This is a genomic window from Microbacterium sp. ET2 (assembly GCF_030347395.1).
GTDB lineage: Bacteria > Actinomycetota > Actinomycetes > Actinomycetales > Microbacteriaceae > Microbacterium > Microbacterium albipurpureum.
Genome location: NZ_CP128170.1, coordinates 1,773,623 through 1,792,039 on the forward strand (window position 1 = coordinate 1,773,623; position 18,417 = coordinate 1,792,039).

Annotated in this window: 22 protein-coding genes; 11 read left to right on the forward strand and 11 right to left on the reverse strand. The window is 67.9% G+C overall.

Annotation, left to right across the window (positions count from 1 at the left end; all coding sequences use genetic code 11):
- Window positions 1-133 precede the first annotated feature (133 nt).
- Both QSU92_RS08515 and QSU92_RS08520 read right to left on the reverse strand, forming a co-directional pair.
- Entirely contained in the window at window positions 134-1,918 is a 1,785-nt protein-coding gene (locus QSU92_RS08515) for a hypothetical protein (protein WP_289265741.1), read from the reverse strand.
- Window positions 1,915-4,677 carry a hypothetical protein gene (locus QSU92_RS08520; protein ID WP_289265742.1) on the reverse strand — a complete coding sequence of 921 codons (2,763 nt, stop codon included), beginning with the start codon at window positions 4,675-4,677 and terminating at the stop codon, window positions 1,915-1,917. The genes QSU92_RS08515 and QSU92_RS08520 overlap by 4 nt, the downstream gene beginning before the upstream one ends.
- 203 nt (window positions 4,678-4,880) lie before the next feature.
- On the opposite strand from QSU92_RS08520, the gene QSU92_RS08525 reads away from it, so the two are divergent.
- Window positions 4,881-5,141: an SDR family NAD(P)-dependent oxidoreductase gene (locus tag QSU92_RS08525; protein WP_289265743.1), complete on the forward strand. Its 261-nt coding sequence runs from the start codon at window positions 4,881-4,883 to the stop codon at window positions 5,139-5,141.
- 29 nt (window positions 5,142-5,170) lie between these two features.
- On the forward strand, window positions 5,171-5,644 hold the full coding sequence (locus QSU92_RS08530; protein WP_289265744.1) for an SDR family oxidoreductase: 474 nt from the start codon (window positions 5,171-5,173) through the stop codon (window positions 5,642-5,644).
- Here QSU92_RS08530 and QSU92_RS08535 read toward each other — a convergent pair.
- Window positions 5,628-6,260: a TetR/AcrR family transcriptional regulator gene (locus QSU92_RS08535; RefSeq protein ID WP_289265745.1), complete on the reverse strand. Its 633-nt coding sequence runs from the start codon at window positions 6,258-6,260 to the stop codon at window positions 5,628-5,630. The genes QSU92_RS08530 and QSU92_RS08535 overlap by 17 nt on opposite strands.
- Window positions 6,261-6,277: 17 nt before the next feature.
- Between QSU92_RS08535 and QSU92_RS08540 the strand changes: the two genes are divergently transcribed.
- Window positions 6,278-7,465 (forward strand): MFS transporter, encoded by a 1,188-nt coding sequence (locus QSU92_RS08540; RefSeq protein WP_289265746.1) that lies wholly within the window; start codon window positions 6,278-6,280, stop codon window positions 7,463-7,465.
- Window positions 7,466-7,516: 51 nt separating this feature from the next.
- Here the strand turns inward: QSU92_RS08540 and QSU92_RS08545 are convergent, their stop codons facing one another.
- Window positions 7,517-7,789, reverse strand: a complete 273-nt coding sequence (locus tag QSU92_RS08545) for a DUF1905 domain-containing protein (protein ID WP_289265747.1) — start codon at window positions 7,787-7,789, stop codon at window positions 7,517-7,519.
- A gap of 57 nt (window positions 7,790-7,846) precedes the next feature.
- Complete coding sequence (locus QSU92_RS08550; RefSeq protein WP_289265748.1) at window positions 7,847-8,470, reverse strand: hypothetical protein; 624 nt, start codon at window positions 8,468-8,470, stop codon at window positions 7,847-7,849.
- Between the two features lie 121 nt (window positions 8,471-8,591).
- On the opposite strand from QSU92_RS08550, the gene QSU92_RS08555 reads away from it, so the two are divergent.
- The 5 genes from QSU92_RS08555 to QSU92_RS08575 all read left to right on the forward strand — a co-directional run bounded on the left by QSU92_RS08555 (window position 8,592) and on the right by QSU92_RS08575 (window position 12,216).
- The gene (locus QSU92_RS08555) at window positions 8,592-8,897 is read left to right on the forward strand and encodes a DUF4235 domain-containing protein (RefSeq protein WP_289265749.1); all 306 of its coding nucleotides are present in this window, start codon (window positions 8,592-8,594) and stop codon (window positions 8,895-8,897) included.
- Entirely contained in the window at window positions 8,897-9,574 is a 678-nt protein-coding gene (locus QSU92_RS08560) for an RBBP9/YdeN family alpha/beta hydrolase (RefSeq protein WP_289265751.1), read from the forward strand. Before QSU92_RS08555 ends, QSU92_RS08560 begins: the two co-directional genes overlap by 1 nt.
- A 141-nt stretch (window positions 9,575-9,715) precedes the next feature.
- On the forward strand, window positions 9,716-10,495 hold the full coding sequence (locus QSU92_RS08565; RefSeq protein ID WP_289265752.1) for an alpha/beta fold hydrolase: 780 nt from the start codon (window positions 9,716-9,718) through the stop codon (window positions 10,493-10,495).
- Between the two features lie 150 nt (window positions 10,496-10,645).
- Window positions 10,646-11,053: a YciI family protein gene (locus QSU92_RS08570; RefSeq protein ID WP_289265753.1), complete on the forward strand. Its 408-nt coding sequence runs from the start codon at window positions 10,646-10,648 to the stop codon at window positions 11,051-11,053.
- Window positions 11,050-12,216: an RNA polymerase sigma factor gene (locus QSU92_RS08575; protein ID WP_289265754.1), complete on the forward strand. Its 1,167-nt coding sequence runs from the start codon at window positions 11,050-11,052 to the stop codon at window positions 12,214-12,216. Before QSU92_RS08570 ends, QSU92_RS08575 begins: the two co-directional genes overlap by 4 nt.
- 47 nt (window positions 12,217-12,263) lie before the next feature.
- Here QSU92_RS08575 and QSU92_RS08580 read toward each other — a convergent pair whose 3' ends face one another.
- A complete protein-coding gene (locus tag QSU92_RS08580; protein ID WP_289265755.1) occupies window positions 12,264-13,712 on the reverse strand; it encodes a glycosyltransferase family 39 protein in 1,449 nt (482 codons plus the stop codon).
- 121 nt (window positions 13,713-13,833) lie between these two features.
- On the opposite strand from QSU92_RS08580, the gene QSU92_RS08585 reads away from it, so the two are divergent.
- Complete coding sequence (locus tag QSU92_RS08585) at window positions 13,834-14,484, forward strand: VOC family protein (protein ID WP_289265756.1); 651 nt, start codon at window positions 13,834-13,836, stop codon at window positions 14,482-14,484.
- 111 nt (window positions 14,485-14,595) lie between these two features.
- Window positions 14,596-15,042, forward strand: a complete 447-nt coding sequence (locus QSU92_RS08590; RefSeq protein WP_289265757.1) for an MmcQ/YjbR family DNA-binding protein — start codon at window positions 14,596-14,598, stop codon at window positions 15,040-15,042.
- A 78-nt stretch (window positions 15,043-15,120) separates the two neighbouring features.
- Here the strand turns inward: QSU92_RS08590 and QSU92_RS08595 are convergent, their stop codons facing one another.
- The 5 genes from QSU92_RS08595 to QSU92_RS08615 all read right to left on the reverse strand — a co-directional run bounded on the left by QSU92_RS08595 (window position 15,121) and on the right by QSU92_RS08615 (window position 17,999).
- Entirely contained in the window at window positions 15,121-15,585 is a 465-nt protein-coding gene (locus tag QSU92_RS08595) for an SRPBCC domain-containing protein (RefSeq protein ID WP_289265758.1), read from the reverse strand.
- Complete coding sequence (locus tag QSU92_RS08600; RefSeq protein ID WP_289265759.1) at window positions 15,582-16,229, reverse strand: dihydrofolate reductase family protein; 648 nt, start codon at window positions 16,227-16,229, stop codon at window positions 15,582-15,584. Before QSU92_RS08600 ends, QSU92_RS08595 begins: the two co-directional genes overlap by 4 nt.
- A gap of 1 nt (window position 16,230) precedes the next feature.
- Window positions 16,231-16,569, reverse strand: coding sequence for an ArsR/SmtB family transcription factor (locus QSU92_RS08605; protein ID WP_289265760.1), 339 nt, complete (start codon window positions 16,567-16,569; stop codon window positions 16,231-16,233).
- Window positions 16,570-16,708: 139 nt separating this feature from the next.
- Complete coding sequence (locus QSU92_RS08610) at window positions 16,709-17,356, reverse strand: class I SAM-dependent DNA methyltransferase (RefSeq protein ID WP_289265761.1); 648 nt, start codon at window positions 17,354-17,356, stop codon at window positions 16,709-16,711.
- Window positions 17,357-17,411: 55 nt separating this feature from the next.
- Entirely contained in the window at window positions 17,412-17,999 is a 588-nt protein-coding gene (locus tag QSU92_RS08615) for a 1-acyl-sn-glycerol-3-phosphate acyltransferase (RefSeq protein ID WP_289265762.1), read from the reverse strand.
- Window positions 18,000-18,063: 64 nt separating this feature from the next.
- Here QSU92_RS08615 and QSU92_RS08620 point away from each other — a divergent pair, with 64 nt between their 5' ends.
- On the forward strand, window positions 18,064-18,270 hold the full coding sequence (locus tag QSU92_RS08620; protein WP_289265763.1) for a hypothetical protein: 207 nt from the start codon (window positions 18,064-18,066) through the stop codon (window positions 18,268-18,270).
- The last annotated feature ends 147 nt before the right edge of the window (window positions 18,271-18,417 follow it).

Genomic DNA, 18,417 nt, shown 5'->3' on the forward strand with positions numbered 1-18,417 from the left:
GGCGCAGAGCGTCGCGCCTCGAGACCGACCTGTGCCGTCGAAACCCCCCGCCTCGCGCAGGGTCTCGACGGCGGCGGTCGGTTTCGGCGGCAGGGCCAGTTCCGGTGCGGCGGCGTCTCGGTGGTGCGGCGCCTCACGGCGCGGCGACGATCCGCACCGCCCGCTCGTAGATGCCGACGGGACGGGAACCCGTCTTCAGCCGGCCGCTCGCGTCGAAGGCCGAATCGTCCTCGGCTCCGGCGAGCAGGAAGTTGTGCGAGGAGAACCCGCCGCTCACGTCGGCGTCGAGCTCCGGTCGGAATGCCCACGTGACGAGCGCCTCGTCGCCGAGACCCCGCGCTCGCTGTCGCGTGATGATCCCGTTCACCGCGGCGATGCGCCGGCGGGTCTTGGCGTCGGTCGGTGCGTTCGCCGGCGCGGCGTAGAAGATCACCGCGGCGTCCTTCGCCGGATCGAGGAGGCGGGAGAGTCGGTGCCTGAACTGCGGGCGGTCCGGCAGCTGCGGATAGGCGAGCAACGTCTGATCGACCGGGAGGAGGGTGAGGCGAGCCGGATCGACCCCGCGAGGAAGGTACTTCGCGCGTTGCCAGGCCTCGCGTCGCCGGCTGACGATCGCCACCTTCACCCCCCGGCGGATCAGCCCGGGAAGCACCTCCTTGCCCAGCGCCAGATGATCCGACTCGCCCTTCTTGCGCTCGTTGACGTATTGCGGCTCCACGGCCACGACACCGCGGATGTCGGTGGAGTTGTTCCGGGATGCCGTGAACAGGTTGCCGCCCGCCTGCGAGTAGCACGACAGGATCAGACGATCGGCGACCGGCGCTGCCGACCGGAAGGCGGGCTCCCTGTCGGCGAGGACGGCGAGTGCGCTCTGGAGGTCCCGCCGCAAGCCCGGTCGGATGGCGTGCGTCGCGTCTCCGCCGGCGACCTGCGGGAAGAAGAGCACCTGGTCGGTGCCGGCGATGACCTGCTCGAGACCGAACGGCACCATCCACACCTGCGGGTTGATCGCCCGGGCGTCGCCCCGCGGTGTGTATTCCAGGACCCGGCGGAAGGAGTAGGCGGGTCGTGGCAGCTGCTCGTCCTCGTGGCTGCGCGCCGCCTCGAAGCGCTCGCGTGCCTTCTCGAACGCCGGCGCGAGCGCCAGGAAGCGGGCGTCGTCGAGCGGGGTGAGGAGGAAGTAGCACAGTGTCTCGCCGCCGCTCTGTATGGCGGCGTTGGCGGTGTTCATCGAGCGATGGTGATTGCGGGTGACGATGCCACGCTCACTGTCAGCGGGATAGTCGATGCCGCCGTAGTCGGCGGGCCAGTAGAAAACGTGCGGTGTCACCTCGGTGCGTTCCAGCGCGGATTCCGGCACGGCGACGTACCAGATCAGGGGGTGACCGCGAAGCCCCGCCAGCACCCGCAACCGGAACGACGTCGCCTTCAGCATCCCCAGCGTCTGGAACCAGGCGGTGCCGCCGTGCACCGCGAGGAACATGTCGGTGATGTCGAGGAAGGGGAGCGACAGGCGGATGACGGCGACCGACGTCGAGGCCGCGGCCACGGGAGGAAGTGCGAGCAGCGGATGCAGGGCGGGATCGGCGACAGGCCGGCCGAGCGCGACATCGCCGGCTCCGCGCATCCAGAAGCGGGGCGTCAACGTCACCGGCCCGCCTGGCGACGAGATGTCCAGCGTCTGCCGGATCAGCAGCAGCAGATGAACGCGGCCCTGCAATCGATACCGCACAGCGAAGTCGAGCTCCAGGCGCCCCCCGCGCGCCGCGTCCACGGAGAAGCGAAACCCGGTGGGCGTCGGAGTCGCCGCCGGCTGGTCCGCCCAGCTCCCCGAGGAGTGGCGCACACGGAGCGAACGGGTCTGCACCAGGAAGTGCTTCGCCGCGGACGCCTCGAGTGCGAACTCGACGACCGTCATCGCTGCTGGCCGGTGAGCGGATCGTAGGCGACGGCGACGGGGACGACCTGATCGGTCGGGAGGATCTCGATCCACTGATCGAAGACCTGGTAGTTCGGCGAGGGGTTGTTCGGATCGGGGTTCCTCGGATCGACGCGGAAGCCTCCCTGCAGCGGATAGAAGCCGTGCTCGAACACCCGCTCCACCGGCGTCGCGCTCACCTGATCGTCCTGCGACACCCCGGGTCCGTCCGGGTAGGTCGAGACGGCGACCGACTCCGCGTGCTTCTTCTCGACCACGAGACAGAGGTGCCGGATGGCGTCGCCGATCGTCGGAGGATCCTCGACCGGATCGCCGGGGTCGGCGGCGAGAAGCTCGGTCCGGATGAGAGCGAGATCCTCCTCCGGCGCGGAGTACCGTGCATCCAATCCCTCCGACCCTTCGATGTTCGCTCGTTGCAGCCAGTTCATCGCCGCCCGCTCCTTGCCCGGCCGCACCGGGATGACGGCTTTGACCCACGGGGCGTTGAGGAAGGCGTTGCGGTGACGGTCGCCGTCCAGTTGCAGCAGCCAGCCGAGCGACGCGCCCAGTTCGGCCGGGTCGGAGCCGTCTGTGATCAGGTAGTTGTTCTGGCGCGCCTCGCTGCCCGACCAGTTGACGAGCACGTCGGCGCCCACTCCGGCACCCCCGAGGTACTGTCCACGATGCGCCCGCGGCTTCCACCATTCCGGCGCGACGAAGTAGAGCATCTTGTCGATGTCGAACACGCTGTTGATGAGCTCGGAGAGCACGTGGCGCGTCCGGTCGTCGGCGCTTGAGTAGTTGCCGGATGTCATGAGGTCGCGGATGAGAGCGCGATAGACGACGGTCCGCTCCTCCTCCCGCAGATCCTCGAAGGGTCGGCTGCGGATGACCGATGCCTGCGTGATCCGCTCACGTGCGGCGTCGAGGAAGGCCTTGCGGATCTCTCGCTCCTGTTCGCGCGTGGCCGCTTCACGATTCGCCACGATCTCGGCATTCGCCGCATCGATCTCGGCCACCTTCGCTGCTGTCAGCACGAAGGCGACCTCTCCCGTGACGGTGATGTCGACCCGCTGGTCCCACTTGAGACCGCCCGGCCCGGTCTTCACGCCGACGATGATCTTCGTGTCGCCCGACAGACGGCCGCCCATCGCCCAGGGCCGGCCGGCATCCTCTCCGACGAAGTTGCTCACACCCAGGTGGATGACATCGCCCGGTGGGCGCTCGATCTCATAGCCCGGGTCGGGCTGGACGGGCAGCGAGTATTCGCCGAGGTAGACGAAACCGAGGTTCGGATCGTTGTGCTGCCTGACGTCGGGAAAGCTCCACACGGTCTGCACCTGGAAGGACTTCACGATCCGGCGGGGCGGGTAGGGGATCTCCTTCTGGTTCGGCAACGGCGCGAGGTCGGCCGGCTGCGCGATGTGTACGAGATCCGCGAGCCCCAGGGTCGCCCCGGGCTCGTCGACGAAGGTCTGCCAGCACAGGTAGCTGCCCACATCCTGCACTTGAACGCCGACCTGACGCATCTTGCGCCGCATCTCGTAATTGAGCAGGTCGTCGGTCGTATTGGCCAGCAGGTAGCGCTTGCTCGAGGTGTCGGACGACTCCGTCACCGTCTTGAACGTGGTCTTGTACTTCTCGCGAATCTCGCTGGAGAGCTTCTCGGTCTGCTGTCGCATGCGCTTGTGGGTCTGCTCCCGCGAGCTGACCTGCGTCTGATCGAGGTTGATCGAGCCGCTCGCCTCCGCACTCCCGCTTCCCCAGCTCTGACGCACGGTGGTGCTGAAACCGAGTTTCATGTCGTCCTGGTTGGACTTCTTCACCGCCTCGCTGAGCTCGTCCTGCTCCGTCGTCTCGCGCTCGACCCGCGTCACGGACTCGTATTCGGTCTCGACCGACTTCTCGACCGTCACCTTGCGGGTCGACACCTCGAGAAGCTCGACGGAGGAGCCGGGGGTGAGCCAGACGTGACCGACGGGCGTTCCGAGGAAGGTGTCGAATTCGAAGAAGTACTGGCGGAACAGGTTCACGATGCCCAGCGGCGACACGCTCACGCTGCCCGCATCCCGGTAGGGGTCGAAGCTGAGGAACGGATCCTCCGACGCCGCCGCGATGGCCGCCGTCACCGTCCCCGGACCGAATTCGTACGGGAGATAGAACGTCCGGTCGAGCAGTGCGGTGTTCCCGTCGTCGCCGAGCTTCACCAGAGCCCCCGCGATCGCGGATTCGCGCTCGAGGTCCTCGAGCGCGCTCTGGCGCAGGCGCTCCGCAGCGATGAGGAGCGTGTCGGTGTCGCCGTCGACGTCGTGGTCCCACGTCTTGTACAGGTGGTCCATGCGGGCGGACGTCTGAGCGATCCACCGCCGGCGTACGACCGTTCGCAGGATCTCCTCGACGCGAGCGGGGTCCAGAACGCCGCGCCATTCTTCCGGCGACCTGGGCCGCTGGTCCGGACCCCACTCCTGCCGTATCGCCTCGCCGATGGCGTCGACGACGAGCGAGTCGTTCCGCGGGGCTGCGAAGAACTCCGCCGGGACGCCGGGACGAATCTCCCCGTCCTGCGGCCAGCCGTCGTGGTTCCACGGATCGGACACCTCCGGTCGGAAGCGGCCGGCGATCGCACCCAGCGCATCCTTCGTGAGACGCTCACGCTGCCGCTGCGATCGCCAGCCGAGCAGCGGCGTGTAGACGCCGAACATCTCGCTGGCGTACGGCAGGACGGAAGTGAACTTCCGCAGATCGGTCAATGCCCGCATGATGAGGTCCTCCCCGGTCGGTGGCTCTGCAGACAATGAGCGCGACGGGGCTCGGGATGATACGACGCAGTCAGGCAGGTCGACCCCGACCCGATCTCGGTGAGTCGCCCAGCGGACAGCCGTGGCCCGACACCCGCTTTCGCAGCGCGTCACCCCAGGACGCGGGAGTCTCGCCTCACGTCGGCGAAACATAGGCTTGCGGAATGGCGCACTCGACCGGATCCCGACCCGTCACGATCGTCACCGGTGGGAGCCGAGGTATCGGCGCAGCCGTCGCCGAACGGCTCGCTGCTGACGGGCATGACCTCGCACTCACCTACCGGGTCGCGCGCGCGGAGGCTGCGGCCGTCGCTGCAGCCTGCCGTGCCCTGGGCGCCCGGGTCCTGCTCATCCAGGCGGATCTCACGAACCTCGACGACGCCGCTGCGCTGGTCCCGGCGACACGGCCGAGTTCGGCCGACTGACCGGCCTCGTCAACAACGCCGGTGTCACCATGCGGATCGGCGACTACATCGACATCGACCTCGCAGAGGTGGAGCGGATGCTCCGCATCAACGTCCTCGCCCCCATCTCCCTCACACGCGCAGCGCTGGAGGTGATGTCGATCGAGAGGGGCGGCGAGGGCGGCACGATCGTCAACATCTCCTCGGGTGCGGCGACGAGCGGTGCACCGAACACCTACGTGCCGTACGCGATGAGCAAGGCGGCGATCAACGCGATGACCGTCGGCTTGGCCAAGGAGTTCGGACCGCAGGGCGTGCGCGTGAACACCGTCTCACCCGGGACCACCTACACGACCATCCATGCCGATGGTGGTCGGCCGAACGCACCCGAAGAGCGCGCCCCCGGCATCCCGTTGCGACGAGCGGCCCATCCCCACGAGGTCGCCGACGCCGTCGCCTACTTCTTCGGCCCGGGTGCCGCATTCACCTCCGGCGCCGATCTCCGCGTCACCGGAGGCAACTGAGCCCGGGCTGGACGCTATCGTCGCCACCGCGACGAACGGCCTCGCCGACGGCCTCGTGACGACGAGAGAGTAGGGTCGCGGCGATGCGGCGAGACGTCGCGCTCGTCGCATCCGGATACCGCAGGCGCATCGCGAGGTCACCGGTGACGACCAGCACCAGCTCGTCGGCGACCTCGCCCGCGCCGTCGCCGACCAGCGGACGCGCCAGTGCTTCCAGTCGAGATCGCAGTGACTCGGTGTCTGTCCGCACGGCCTCAGCCACCTCCGCAGGGGGCTCGGCATGCTCCGCCGCGGCCCCGAGGAAGGCGCACCATCGCGAGCCGTGCGCACTCCCGCGAAACGTGTCGAGCGCATCGAAGACGGCGAGGACGCGGGACACATCGTCGGGCGCGGCCGCGACTGCCTCATCCCACGTCTGGATCCAGACGCGCTGACGCCGTCGCAGTGCGGCAGCCAACAACGCCTCTTTACTGGCGAAGCCCCGGTAGAGCGTCGCTGCCGACACCCCCGCACGATCGATGACGGCGTCGATCGGCGTCGCCGCGACGCCGCGCGTGAAGAACAGCTCGTCCGCGGCGTCGAGGATGCGTCGCTCGGTGCCCTCGCGCAATGTCATGTCAGCACCCTATGCTCGTGAAAGTGAAACGATCGTTTTCATTCTATCTGACCGTCGCTGCAACCACTCTGATCGCCGCCACGTATGGTCTCGCGCGCTTCGCGTACGGCTTGCACCTCCCCGGCATGCAGACCGAGCTCGGTTTCGATTCCGCGGTCGCCGGAGCGATCTTCGCCGGTGGATCGATCGCCTACTGCGTCGGAGCGGTGTGCGGTTTCGTGCTCGCGCCGCGGTACCCGCGCACGCTCGTCGCTCTCGCTGGCGCCACCGCTGCCCTTGGCACCGCGGGGGTGGCGATTGCCCCCTCGACTGCCTGGCTTGCTCCGGGCGCGGTGCTGGCCTCGGCCGGTGCCGGGCTGGCCTCTCCGGCGCTCGTGCGGGTCATTCAGCGGAATCTGCGGCGCGAGGGCGCCGATCGCGCGCAGTCGATCGTCAATGCCGGAACGGGGCCGGGCCTGATCGCCGCGGGCATACTCGCGCTCGCGCTGCTGCCCCAGTGGCGAGCGGCCTGGTGGATGGCCGCCGCCGTGTCGGTCGTCGCCGCCACCGCCGTACTCCTGCTCGACCGGCAACGCGACTCCGTCCCCACTCTCGGCCTTCCTCCGGCCGCGTGGTGGCGTGCGCACCGCATGGTGATCGTCGGCGCCCTTCTGATGGGCGCGGCATCCGCCGCGGTCTGGAGTTTCGGTCGCACGATGCTCACCGATGCCGGGCTCGCCGATGGCGCGACGGTGCTCGCCTGGGTCGCGCTCGGCGTCGGCGGACTGGCGGTGGTTCCGACCGCGGGTCTCCTCGCGGTCGCACCGCCGCCGCGAGTATGGGCGCTCACCGTCGTGGTGCTCGCCCTGGCCACCGCCGCGCTCGTCGCGGCTCCCGCCACGGTGGGCTTCACGCTGGCCGCCTGCGTCGTCTTCGGTTGGGCGTACGTGGCGAGCACGGGAGCGCTGATCGGATGGACGGCCCTCCTCGAACCGGCGCGGGCAGCCAGCGGAACTGCTCTGCTCTTCGTGCTGCTGGTACTCGGGCAGGCGGTCGGCGGCGCCATCTTCGGTCTCGTCGTGGCGTCGGCGGGCTACCCGACGGCGTTCCTCGCAGCCGCCGCTGTCGCCATCATCGCCGCCGGGGCGGGCGTCTTCCGCAGTCGGCCAGGTGCCCGTCGCACGGCCTCGCCCCGAACTCCCGACGCGATGACCTCGGGCCGCTGACGGCGTGGGTGTGGGTTCAGCGTCGATCGACGGCGAAAGATCGATGCGAGGTCAGCGTCTGGTGATCGTGACGTCGACGACGTCGCCGATGCCCTTTCCCAGCTCTTTGCGGACCTTCGCGTTGAGAGACACCATGTGACCGCCCTCTCCGGTCGGCAGCGTGCCCACGTTCGCCAGCAGGACGTCGTCGATCTTCGCGTCGATCCTGACGCTCTTCCCGGTGCCGAACAGATTGGTGGATGCCGGAATCTCAACGCAGCTCCACACCTCGCCCTTCACGTCGACACCGATCGTCGTGCGAAAGCTCGTCTGTTGCGCGTCCATCCCGACAGCGTATGGCGACGCGCGGCGGCGCTTGTCGTGCAACTCCGCGCCCCGCGATCAGAGGTGAAACTCCGGCCGCACTTCGGCGACGCCCTGCAGCTCGTTGCGGAGTCGGCTGACGAGGTAATGCCCTTCTTCTTCCCACCCGGCCGGGAGCGGGTCGTTCTCAGCGCGTGAGAGCCACGCCTCATTCCACGCGAACAGCGCGTCGCTGAGCTCACGGGTGAGTTGGAGATCCGCTCCCGTGAGCCGGTAGTCCTGGGTGAAGTTCTCCCAGAGCGGCCAGCCGCTCGCCCACTCGGGGAACACACGGATCAGACGCAACCCGTTCGGAAGAACGACGGGCTCATTACGCCGGCTTCGAGCAAGCAGATACCGGTCCTGCATCTGCCGCCGCCGTTGCCACTCGCGGGGAGTGTCGGGAGGGTCGTTGTAATCCATGCCCGACAACCAGATCAGTCCTCGCATGCCTCGCGCGTCGTTCTCGACGAGGGCCAGCGACCACAGGTGCTCATCCCGGTTCGAGAGCACCGAAGCGGCCTCCAACGCCTCCTCGATCGTCGCCTCCACCAGGTCGATCGCAGTCACGGCGTTGTCGGTTCCGGTGAACACGTACAACCGATAGCGGGCATCGTCACGCTCCCATGTCGAGTCACGCTCGTCCGCAGGGATGCCACGCATCCCCCCAACGTACGCCGCAGCCGTAGTTCATGCCGCTGATCCTCACAACCCCCTCACCGATGCCCGACTCGGTGGGTACCGTGGGTCGCCCGTCCGAAGACCGCACCCCCGGAAGGCTCTTATGGCCAAGCATCCTCGCGAGAAGACATCGAGCAAGACGGCGAAGCTCGTGTACCGACCGGTCGGCCTGCTGAGCGGAATCGTCAGCGGAGCACTGGCGAGCGTCCTCTTCAAACAGATCTGGAAGCGGCTGAGTCCGAGCCATCGAGAAGACAGCCCGAATGCCTTGGAATCCGAGTACGGTCTCGGCGAGCTGCTCATCGCCACCGCGATACAGGGAGCCATATTCGCGGTGGTCAAGGCGCTCGTCGACCGGGGCGGAGCTCGGGCCTTCGAGCGCGTCACCGGCTCGTGGCCGGGCGACTGATGAGCAGGAACGCGATCATCTTCCATGGCACCGGCGGCAACCCGGACGTGGTCTGGTACCCATGGCTGGATCGGCAGCTGACCGGGCGCGACTATCGGGTGGAACGTCCGTACTACCCGAGCCTGAACGTCGAGCCGATCTCCACGTTCCTGCCGAGAGTGCTCGACGCCCATTCGTTCGATGCGGACACCGTGCTGGTGGGCCACTCCGGCGGCGCAGCACTTCTGCTCGCGGTGCTGGAGCACCTCGAGGCGCCGGTGGCTCAGACGATCCTGGTCGCGGGCTACGCGACCAGGCCCAACGACTCCGATGAGCCAGTTCTGCAGGATGTCTACGACTGGGATCGGATCCGCGCGAACGGCGGTGACATGTACTTCATCAACTCGATCACCGACCCGTACGGGTGCGATGCCACGCAAGGCCGGCTGATGTTCGACAACCTCGGCGGCACCCAGATCGTGCGCGACGACGGCCACTTCGGCGACTACAACCAGCCCTACGACACCTTCGAGCTCATCGATCGGCTGATCGCGCCGACGCACCCCGACCACAACATTCGGCCGCACATACCCGCTGCCGGGGAAGCAAGCGTCCCCGAGATCGAGGTCGACGAGACCGTCGCCCCGCGACCCGAAGAGGAGATCGCCGACATCGCCCGCGCCGACGTGCGATCATGACCGCGTGACTGAGCCGATACCGCAGGCGGGTGCCGCAGACAGAGCGGCATGGCGCGATCGGGTCGGTGAGGATGCGTATGCCCTCGGTGCCGTTTTGGCAACGGCCCCGGCGGGCGCGCCCCACCGCCTTACGTTGGACGCATGCTGCACTCGACCCGGCAAGGCTCCGGCAAACCGCTGCTCCTGATTCATGGGCTCGGCTCCAGTAGCGGCAACTGGGCCCCCGTCATCCCGGCGCTGGCAGCTGAGCGCGATGTGATCGCCGTCGACCTTCCGGGTTGGGGGGAGTCCGCGCCGCTGGCCGGGGAAACGACGATCGCCACGCTGACCGATGCCGTTGAAGCGTTCGTCCGCGACGCGGAGCTTGGCGATATCGATGTAGTCGGCAGCTCGATGGGCGCCCGGATGGCGATGGAGATGGCACGTCGAGGGCATGCGGGCACCACCGTCGCATTGGCACCTGGTGGGTTCTGGAACGATCGCCAGGCGGCGATCTTCGGTGCGAGTATCAAGGCATCCGTCGCGCTGGTGCGCCGGATTCAACCGGCGCTCCCCTTCCTCACGGGCAACCCCGTGGGCCGCACGGCCCTGCTTTTTCAGTTCTCCGCCCACCCCTGGAAGCTGCCGAAGGATCTGGTACTGCACGAGCTTCGGGGGTTCAAGACATCGACCAGCCTGGACCCAGCCCTCGATGCCCTGATTCACGGGCCCCGCCAGGAGGGCGCGCCGGCCGGTTCACTCAAGGGCAAGATGATCATCGGATGGGGGCGGAAGGACAGAGTCACCGTTCCAAGCGAGGCGGCGCGGGCGACGGAGTTGTTCCCGGATGCCACGTTGCACTGGTTCGAGAACTGCGGCCACTTCCCGCACTGGGACCAACCGACGGAAGCGGCCCGCCTGGTGCTCGACAGCACCACTTGAGCTGCGGCCGAGCCCGACCACCGTCCCCACATGGGGAGAGTCCAGTTTCCGGTCGAGAAAACATTCTCGCCGGCGGATGTCGAGAACGCGGCCTTGGTTCCGTCTCCTCCATGAAGCGGCCAGAATGGGCCGCACGAACGGGAGGCTGACATGCCGAAGTACCTGATGCTCAAGCACTACCGCGGTGGTCGCCCTGCGGTGAACCAGGTTCCGATGGACCAGCTGACACCGGACGAGTGGAACGCGCACGTCCAGTACATGAAGGACATGGAGCAGCGACTTCTCGCGTCGGGCGAACTCGTCTCCGCGGAGGCACTGTCGATGGACGGCTCGTGGGTGCGCTTCGACGGCGAGGGACGCCCGCCGGTCGTCGACGGCCCCTTCGCCGAGACGAAGGATCTCATCGCGGGCTGGATGCTGATCGAAGTGGACTCGTACGATCGCGCGCTCGAGCTCGCCTCGGAGCTGTCCGCGGCGCCGTGGGCCGGCGGCACGCCGCTTGGCGAGTGGCTCGAGCTCCGCGAGGTGATGGGCGCGCCCCCGGCAGACGCAGGATGATGATCGCGGATGCCACCGCTCTGCGTCGAGCGATCCCCGAGGTCACCGGCATCCTCGTCCGGCGCGGCGCTGATTTCGCGTCGGCCGAGGATGCCGTCCAGACTGCCCTGCTGCGAGCGCTCGAGCGACCGGACCTCGACGAGGTTCGAGACATCCGGGCCTGGCTGGTCGCTGTCGCGTGGCGGGCGTTCCTCGACCAGGTGCGGAGCGACACGGCCCGTGCCGCGCGCGAGCAGCGTCACGCCGACGAGCCGGAGACCGGGCCGGTTCCCCAGCGCGAAGACACGCTCGCGATGTACTTCCTGTGCGCGAACCCGGTGCTGACCGCGACATCCTCGATCGCCCTCACGCTGCGCGCGGTCGCCGGGCTGACGACCCGCCAGATCGCCGATGCCTTCCTGGTGCCGGAGGCGACGATGGCCCAGCGGATCAGTCGCGCGAAACAGCGACTCGCCGGCATCCCGCTGGACCAGCCCGGTGACCTCTCGCGAGTGCTGCGCGTTCTCTACCTGATGTTCAACGAGGGCTACACGGGCGAGACAGATCTCTCGATCGAAGCGATCCGGCTGACGCGTCAGCTCGCCGTGCTCACCGACCACCCCGAAGTCGGCGGCCTCCTGGCACTCATGCTCCTCCACCATGCGCGCCGACCCGCACGAGTGGTCGGCGGCCGGCTCATTCCGCTCGCGGAGCAGAACCGTGCCCTGTGGGACACCGAGTCGATCGCCGAGGGCGTCGACATTCTGCAGGGGGCGCTGGCGCGAGACCTCCTGGGCCAGTACCAGGCGCAGGCTGCGATCGCCGCGCTCCACGCGGATGCGTCGAGTGCGTCGCAGACCGACTGGGTGCAGATCGTCGAGTGGTACGACGAGCTCCTCCGTCTCGGTGATTCGCCTGTCATCCGACTCGGTCGCGCGCTCGCTGTCGGGGAGGCGGACGGTCCGCAGGCAGGCCTCGCGGCGCTCGCGACGGTGGATGCCCAGGTGCCGAGGTTCCACGCGGCGCTCGCCTACCTGCACGAACGAGCGGGAGAGACGGATGTCGCGGCCTCCGAGTATGCGGAGGCGGCGCGCCGGGCGACCAGCGTGCTCGAGCAGCAGTACCTGCTGCGCCAGGCCGATCGGCTCCGTCTCGGAGTGGTGGACAGACCGCCCAGACGATGAGGTTCGGTTCTCCGTGGCGGCTTCGGATGGCGCCATCACATCATCGGTCAGTCCAGGTGACGGAACTGCGGCCAGAGATCCTCCCATGGGGCGTTCGGGCCGCTGCACAGCGCGACGGGCTCGCCCTGTTCCTCGTTCTCCACGCCGACGCCGTTGTCGAGTTCGGTCACGACCCGGCACGTCGAGAACAGAGACTCGACCCGGTCGTACTGGCCGCCGACGATGACCACGGTCTGCGCATCGGGCGGCGGCGCACCGAGGTCGAAGAGGGCGTTGTGTCCGCTGAACACGGGAACACCCGATCCGAATCGATCGAGCGCTCCGGCTTCCCCATAGTTGCTCGCGATGATCGCGTCGGCGTCGAAGGCTGCGGCGACCTCGTCGATCTGCTCGACATACCGCTCCCAGCCGACCTGGTCGGCCGTTGCCGAATTCACGGATGCAAGCCCGCTCGCCCCGAACCAGTCGACGGGCAGCAGCGGCAGCGAGGTCACCGCACAACCTAGGGCGTTGACCGCCAGCAAGACGCTCACGATGAGGCGGCGCGCGCGGGTGCGAGCCCACTCTGCGATCGGCACCGAACCCATCGCGGTCAGAACTCCGAGGATTCCTGCTGAGTAGTAGAACTGGGTTGCCGCGAGGAAGACGAACACCACGGTGACGACGAGCGTGACCGCCAGCCACCGCAACGGCCGCCATTCCGTGCGGCGGAACAGCGCCACGAGGGCAGTGACCCAGAACACGGCGAGGACCGGTCCCACCAGCAGCACGAGGAACGGCCACATCATTGTTCGCACCTCGGCGGCGTTCTCCGCTCCGAGCGCCGCACCCATCGCGAACTGCGGCCAGCCGTGCGTGGCCTGATACAGCAGGTTCGGCAGTGCCAGCACGAAGATGAGCACCACCGCGCCGTAAAGCCAGCCCGATCGGAACCACTGTCGCGGCCCGCAGATGGCGAGTCCGATCGCCACTCCGATGAGCAGCACGACGATGAGCAGCTTGTTGAACGAACTCGCGCCGACGATGGCGCCGGCGACGAGCCACCAGCATCCTTCCTCGCGGAGGACGGCGCGGATGACGAAGTACAGCGTCGCCGGCCACACCACGAGGTCCAGGCTCGCGGTGAGGAACACGTGCCCGAACATCAAGGTCATCGTCGCGCCGGCCACACCCCAGGCGGTGAACGCCTGAGCGAGCCTGCTGCCGCCGACTTCGCGCGTGATGAGGGTGAGAAGGGGCAGCGAAGCTGCGGCGCAGACGATCGGGATGATGCGCACCGCGACGACGCTGTCGCCCCACACGGCAGTCACGCCGTGAACGAGAAGGGGAGCAAGTGGTGGCTGATCGGTGTACCCCCACGCGAGGGGCAGCATTCGGAAGTACAACTCGTCGCGGTGGTACCCGTAGAGGGGCGAGATGAGCGCGAGGACCACGATGAGAGCGACCATGGCGCCCACGACATGCCCGACCGCGAGCCTGTGGCGCGCGATCGTCATGCGCACAGGCTAGCGCCGGTGACATCGACGGCCGTGTCCCATCGGATGTTCACTGACGGCGGATGTCGCAGCCGTCGCGTAGCGTATGGCCCGCTGCCGACGAGGGTGGAGGAGAGACGGTATGGGCGAACCAGTCAGCGCTGAGCAGTTCCATGAAGAGGAGGGAACTGCCGGGTGGCACGTCCTGTACGGCGGCGCGCAGACCGTGTTCCCTACCTCCTCCTTCGCGACCGGCGTCGAGTTCATCCGGCGTATCGCAGTTGTGACGGATGCGGTCGGTCGTGAGCCCGACATCGACCTTCGACCGGAGGCGGTGGTCGTTCGTACCGCCTCAACGCCGCGCGGGAGATTGGACACCGCCGACGTCGAACTGGTCCGCCGCGTCTCATCCATCGCCGCTGAGCTCGGGCTCGCGCCCGACCCATCCCAGCTGCACACGATCCAGATCGCCATCGCGGAGGCGGAGGGAGTGAGCACGCAGGACTTCTGGGTCGCAACGCTCGGGTACCAGTCGCTCGGCGGACTGGTCGTCGACCCGCTGCGCCGAGGACCGCGGATGTGGTTCGACGAGATCGCCGCACCGGGGCGCGGCCGCACGCACATAGACGTCGCCCTGCCCAATGGTCACGCTGAGGAGCGTGTCGCGGCAGCACTCGAAGCCGGCGGGCGACTGGCCGATGGCTCGCACGCACCCGACTGGTGGACACTCGCGTCGCCCGACAACCACGGTGTCGACATCGCGGCGTGGGGGGACATCGACGGCAGCACGTGATCGCCGACACCGGGGTGACCGCGTGGAGTGCGCGTGAGCGGCTCCGTACGGAGCACCCTGCTGCTCGCTTCGAGCGGCATCGATGTCGCGCGGGCGGCGTAGGCTCGCGCCGTGGCCACCCTCGACGACGTGCGCAAGATCGCGGGTAGCCTTCCCGGCAGCGAAGAGCGCGCGACGACGGGCGGCACCGCGTGGTTCGTCCGGAGGAAGCCGTATGCGTGGGAGTGCCGCCCCTGGCCCAGCATCCCCGACGACATCCGTGCGATTCTCGCCACCGAGCTCGTCGTCGCCGTCAAGGTCGCAGACCGGATGGATGCAGGCGCACTGGTCCAGATGGAGCCCGACGTGTTCCTGCGGACGACCACACCGTGGAGCGAGCCGAAAGTGGCTTTCCGGCTCGGCGCGATCAAGGTGGACCATCTGGCCGAGCTGGTGACCGACGCCTGGCGCGTTCAGGCTCCGAGGTATCTTCGCGACGAGTTCGATGCCGTTGCCGACAGCGCACAGGCGTCCCAGCCCGATGCAAGTCAACGGGCTCCGGCGCAGCCATCCCGGTAGATGGGCAGAACGCGCCCGTGCCGGCGCGTGATCAGTGCGGCGGGCCGCGGTCGTCGTTCGCCGTGGCGGCGGGGCGCGTCACTGAAGGCGATCGGCGAGAGTCTCGAGAATCCCGCGCATTCCCTCCTCACGTTGTGCGGCGTCGGCGTGGAAGGAGTCGAAGAACATCCCGTGTTCGACGTGGGTGAGGCGCGTGCCGCCGGTGATCGACTCGAACTCGTAAGAGGCGAGGGAGGTCGACATGTGCGCGCCGTCGAGCCACATGTCATAGGTGGTCACGATCCGCACCTCGTCGACGATGTCGGTGTAGACGGCCTCGTATCGGGAGACCGGGCCGCCGTGGAACTTCGCTTCGTCGATGTCGCGACCACCCACGCGGAAGTCGAAGGCCCACACACTGCGGTCGAATGCCTCGCCGTCACCGAACCATTCACGTTTGCGGTCCTCCTCGGCGAACGCCCGCCAGACCTGGGCGACGGGTACGGGATAGTCGCGGGTGAGGGTGAAGCTGGAATGGGCGATACGGCGCACGATGCTCATCATCGTGTGAACGAGACATGGATGGTGCCGCTCTCGGCCACCGCGGTCTTCGCCGTATGGGTGTGCTCCAAGCCGCGGAGGTCTTCCCACACCCGGTTGCCCCGGTCGAGGACGATGGGCGCGATCGCGACGTGGAGGTCATCGACGAGACCCGCGTGGAGGAACTCGCGGGCCGTCCGGATGCCGCCGCCCACGCGCACATCCAGACCGTCGGCCGCGACACGGGCTTCGGCGAGAATGTCTTCGATCGCGCCGCGACGGAAGTGGAACGTCGTGCCACCGCTCATCTCGATGGACGGTCGCGGCGCGGTGTGGGTGAGCACGAAGACGGGGCATCCGAACGGAGGCTCGTCTCCCCACCATCCGTTCCACGCTTGGTCTTCGGGGTGGGCGTGCAGGCCGAACATCGCCGCACCCATGATCTCGGCGCCGACTCCTTCGAAGAATGCAGCGGCGAAGGTCTCGTCGACGCCGGTCGTGCCTTCGCCGGTGGTATCGCCGAAGACCTTCTCCCGAAAAGTCCGCGTGGCTGCGTACGCGGCGGTGAGCGGCCCCCAATCCTCTCCCATCGGGTTGGGTACCGCGGGATCGGGCGCCGCGGTGTATCCGTCCAGGGAGGCGAACAGGTCGATGCGCACGCGGGTCATGTCAGGTCTCCTTGGGTGAGGTGCGGGTGAGGTGGATGCCGAGGCGGTCGGCGCGCTGCTCGGCCGGCGTCCGACGCTGGTCAAGCCATAGATGCAGAACGTCCAGCGCCCCGGGGCGAAGGGCCACCGTGCGGACACGTCCCTGCTTGCTGGACGTGATCACGCGTGCGTCCTCCAGCACGCGCAGGTGCTGGAGTACCGAGGGCAGCGCCATCGCGAACGGCGCCGCCAGCTCCGACACGACGGCCGGCGCCAGCGACAGTCGCTCGACAATCGCCCGACGAGTGGGGTCGGCGAGCGCGCGCAGGACCGCGTCGACCTCGGCGGAATAGTTAGGCATCAACCTAACTATCGTCGTTGGTCGGCGAGGAGTCAACGCGCGCTCAGCGAAACGCCGAGCGCGACGCAGAACCCGTGGCAGAAAAGGAGGAGATCCTGCGAAGCGTCTGCGATGTCTTCACCGCACTCGTTAGATGCCGTCAACGGCGCTCGGCGAGGACGAACCCCTGGGCGTGCCGCTCCGTCTTCCTTGGTGAACGATCTAGGCGCGCGATGATCCCGAAGCCGGCGGCCGCGAGCATTTCCACCACGCCGTCGGTCTGGTGCAAGAAGGCCCGCAGCTCGATGTCGTGCCCGTAAGGCTTGATCAGCTGACGTTCGCCGGCCCCGACGTGGTAGCTGAGCAGGATGAGTCCGCCTGGGGCGAGGAGGCGTGCGAACTCGGTGACGACATTCTGCAACTGCGGCGGGGCGAGATGAATGATCGAGTACCACGCGAGGACAGCGTCGAACTGTTCGGCTTCGAACGGGGTGTCGGTGATGTCGGCGTGTACGAATCGGGCGGTCGGGTGCGCCTGTTGTGCGAGGGCGATCATCTCCTCCGACAGGTCGACACCCGTGACCTCGAGGCGCGGCGACGCTGACTGGAGGTGTGTGAGCATGCGTCCGGCGCCGCAACCGGCATCCAGTACGCGGCGCGACGGTCGCGCGTCGGCACGTCGGACGAACTCGTCGATCATGGCTAGGTCGAGGGGTGCTTCGAAGCTCGTATCGGGAATCATCGCGGCATAGTCGGCAGCGACGACGTTGTACGCGCCCCGCGTTTGCTCACGCAGCTCGTCTCTCACCGCACGACCATATCCAGCCGACTGACGATCATGTCCAGAGTCGCCGAGCCTTCGGCTAGGCGGACGCGTCCGGACGAGGATCGTCCTCCTCGCGCAGCCGTGGTTCGATTCGCAGGGCCGGACGCATTCCCGACTTGTCCGCGTAGAACGCACGGATGGCGTCCATGTCCGCGCCCACATTGCCGGTGAGCGGCAGCGTCGGCCCCAGCCCGGTAGTCATGGTGGTGCGGTCGACGTAGCCGAGCGTGACCGGGAGGCCCGCCTCGCGGGCGATGCGATAGAAGCCGGACTTCCAGTAGGCGGCGCCGCCGCGCGTCCCTTCCGGCGTCACCACGAGGCCGAACACGTCGCCGTCCCGGATGCGGCTGACGAGCGCGTCGACGACACCGGCGGGGTTCGACCGGTCGACCGGGATGCCGCCGATCGCGCGCATGATCGGGCCCCGCCAGCCGCGGAAGAGACTCTCCTTCCCCAACCAGCGGAAGCGCATATTCAGCCGCCAAGCAATCCCCAGCATGAGCACGAAATCCCAGTTGGAGGTGTGCGGCGCCCCCAGAACAACGGTGGGCCGGACAGGTGCGGGCTCGGTGACGAGGGTCCATCTGCTGAACGCCCAATAGACCTGGGCGATGAGGCGGAGCATCCGGCAACCCTAACGCTCCGACACTCACCTCGGCGCGTGGGGTGGCAGGTCGTAGCCGGTGATGATGTCAGCGCCGGGCTCGCTCGTCCGTCGCCACCAGCTCACAGCAACAGTGACTTACGAGGACCGCCACGCGGTGACGCACAGCGAAGCTTTCGTACTCGACTTGGCCTATCTCAACGAGGCGCTCTGGCTCGACAAGCACGGCCTGCATCACATCGCTAAGACCCTTCGCGCAATGGCGCAAAAGTCCGGCATCAATTCCTTCTAGCAGTTCGACGCGGCTCAACGAAGGAGGTTGCCGTCCGGATCCTTCCTCGTTCGGTCGAAGGTCTGCGGATCCTGCACCACGTTCGTGAGCCGATCTCAATACGCTGATCCACTCGTGCCGCCGCTGAGGGTAGAGATCCTGGACCTT